3 protein-coding genes are annotated in these 1,769 nt (G+C 36.7%); 1 reads left to right on the forward strand and 2 read right to left on the reverse strand.

Annotation, left to right across the window (positions count from 1 at the left end):
- Positions 1–59: 59 nt before the first annotated feature.
- On the forward strand, positions 60–371 hold the full coding sequence (locus HCR01_RS37750; RefSeq protein ID WP_193200986.1) for a hypothetical protein: 312 nt from the start codon (positions 60–62) through the stop codon (positions 369–371).
- 105 nt (positions 372–476) lie between these two features.
- On the opposite strand, the gene HCR01_RS37755 is transcribed toward HCR01_RS37750, so the two are convergent.
- The gene (locus tag HCR01_RS37755; protein ID WP_193200987.1) at positions 477–740 is read right to left on the reverse strand and encodes a hypothetical protein; all 264 of its coding nucleotides are present in this window, start codon (positions 738–740) and stop codon (positions 477–479) included.
- Positions 741–908: 168 nt separating this feature from the next.
- Positions 909–1,355: a hypothetical protein gene (locus HCR01_RS37760; protein WP_193200988.1), complete on the reverse strand. Its 447-nt coding sequence runs from the start codon at positions 1,353–1,355 to the stop codon at positions 909–911.
- Positions 1,356–1,769 lie beyond the last annotated feature (414 nt).

Raw genomic sequence — 1,769 nt, forward strand, 5'->3', positions numbered from 1 at the left:
TTAATTTGAAAATATAACCTACATCAAAAGCCAGCTATTCAAATAAAGGATTATTTAAAATGTTTGATGCTAATTCCGCCAAATTAGTTGAAATCCTTGACCACTTTGGGTTTACGAAGGGAAGTTTTACAAGTGAAGTAGGACGCATACTTTACCTCCTCCCAGGATATGAAAATTATCGTTTAGCCTTCAGATGGGTTAAAGATGATAATTTCTGTTCCGATGCAATTGAAGTTACTTTAAGTAAATGCTGGGGTGGATTAATCATGGCCCAATGGCGTGTAGATTTATTTTTATTCGGACTAGTTTTAAGGCAAGCTCAGATGTTTGCTTCTGAATTGGAATCACTCGATGAAGTGGAGCATAGTTAAAATCAAAACATGCTTGTTTGAAGCTCCTAGATTCATCTATGGGGTTTGCTCCCTCAGCAGAATCCCTTTCCTCAAATGCTTAAGACCATCTCTGTTTCTTGACTATCAAGCTTTGCCAAAACCCTTCAGCTTGCCAAACACCTCGTTGAGAATTTGATTTACTTCCTCTTCTGTCGCTGGAGTATCCCAGGCTCCCTTAGATACCAAATTTTGCGTGTACTCTTGAATCCAAATCTTCAAAAACTTTTTTTGCTCAACTCTCGTTCCTCTGGGCAATATTATTGTGACTGGAACTTGATTGAAAACCAGACTGCAAACTTCGCACGTTCCCAGACCAGGAACATGAGTTTTGAAAATTCTGTTGGACATACTCGACTGTTGCGGCACAAAAACCAGAAGGGTCAACAACAACTGCTGGATATTGACACGAACAATTGTTTCTCCTTTCTGGGAAGTTGTTCAACCTCAAAATAATCGGCGCTATTTAGACATTAGCTGCGAGACTTTTTTTTGATTTAGTTTAAGGAACAAATATCCTTAAACTAAAACCTCAGTACTTAAAAACTCAACAGATAGGACTTCGGAACTTGGTTGAAATAAAATAGAGGAATCGGTAATATCAGGTCTATCTCTTAATTTTTGGCGCTCCCACTCAGGATAAATGTAATTTTGCAACCAGCCACTAAGCTCACAAGAATACTTATTGTCTATCTGATTTAATAGTGCTATCGCATTACCCTTAGATAAAAAGTCAAACTTTTCTCCATACAACTCTAATGGAAAAGCCAGATTTTTTATCAGGCTTTCATATTTACTCACTCTGAAATTTGCTTGCGACTCCAAGCAATAGTTAATCACAGAAAAAGCTGCAACACTTAAATTTACAGCATTATCAGCAAATATAAAGCTCTCGCCATCTTTATTTGATTCATAATTAATAGGTAGCCAAAAATCTATACAATAAAACTGATAATTAGTAGACATAAATTAATTCATCCTTTAAAAGGATAGCTCAATTCGTGACATTCCCTGGACTAATGAATTTAAGTTGAATTGCTTGAGATGAAATAATAGCAAGGGCAAACCGCTTTCAAACACACCAGATGTGCTTAGAGTTTGAATCATGCTGTTAAAAACAGTACCACTATGCCTACTGGTTTCTTTATATATCTAAAGGAGTAAATTAAAGGAGTTTATCTGACTTCTTGGTTCTTTTTTATACGAGATATCGGAAAGATTAAACACTTGCCCGCTCATCAAAATAACAGCCGTTATCAAAAAGATCCACTTTTTAACTAACAGGATGATATAACCCCGTATTTTCGTGAAATTCCCACCCCATACCCGATTTATCCTTACCCTTGCACCATGCCACAAAAAGCGGTGGGTGCAACTTCT

It is taken from the genome of Nostoc sp. MG11, assembly GCF_014904695.1.
Classification (GTDB): Bacteria; Cyanobacteriota; Cyanobacteriia; order Cyanobacteriales; family Nostocaceae; genus Komarekiella.

Bases quoted from the DNA above. Each gene is read 5' to 3' on its own strand.
- HCR01_RS37750 (WP_193200986.1), top strand. From the start codon at position 60: ATGTTTGATGCTAATTCCGCCAAATTAGTTGAAATCCTTGACCACTTT.
- HCR01_RS37755 (WP_193200987.1), bottom strand. From the start codon at position 740: ATGTCCAACAGAATTTTCAAAACTCATGTTCCTGGTCTGGGAACGTGC.
- HCR01_RS37760 (WP_193200988.1), bottom strand. From the start codon at position 1,355: ATGTCTACTAATTATCAGTTTTATTGTATAGATTTTTGGCTACCTATT.